Genomic DNA, 562 nt, shown 5'->3' with positions numbered 1-562 from the left:
GGTCTTCGGCAATGCCGAAGGCGAACGCCGGCACCGCGGCCAGCAGGAGGGGAAAGAGGATCGCCCGCTCGCCCGCGCCCGCCGTGAAGGCACCGACGACGAGCGCCGCCACCACCGCGACGCCTCCGACGCGCGGGGTCGGCGCGACGTGGAACTTCTGGATGCCATGATCCGAGTCGAGGGTGAAGCGGCCGTGCAGATTCTTGGTGAGGACGATGACAATGGCAATAAAGCAGGATGCTGCTGCGATGGCGAAAAAACTTTCCGGAAAACTCATCAGGCGTTTCTCGTTTTTGGCTTGTTTGCTTGTTGTCTGTGCCCTTGCCTTCCAGCCCCGACAGGTTTCGGATCGGCGGAAATGCCCTCTGGGGCGCGGCGCTGCGGCTTCTTCCGAAGCACGGGGCGCAATGTTATCAACATAAACATGCCTTGCAAGCAAATATTTCACGGCAGAATGCAGGTACTTATCGGTAAGGCATCTAAGGTAGTGTCATGAGCAGGGTTATGTACCTGAATGACGGTACGGAATCAGGGCATGACGATCTGATCCCCATCTCGCGTA

Annotated in this window: 1 pseudogene; it reads right to left on the bottom strand. The window is 58.7% G+C overall.

Annotated elements, in window-relative coordinates:
• Nucleotides 1-277, bottom strand: a pseudogene (locus tag GO606_RS00630) (MraY family glycosyltransferase); the annotation flags it as partial.
• Nucleotides 278-562 lie beyond the last annotated feature (285 nt).

The organism is Aromatoleum anaerobium, assembly GCF_012910705.2.
Classification (GTDB): domain Bacteria; phylum Pseudomonadota; class Gammaproteobacteria; order Burkholderiales; family Rhodocyclaceae; genus Aromatoleum; species Aromatoleum anaerobium.
Note: the sequence above shows the minus strand (reverse complement) of the source record. Positions and strands in the feature narration are given on the sequence as shown.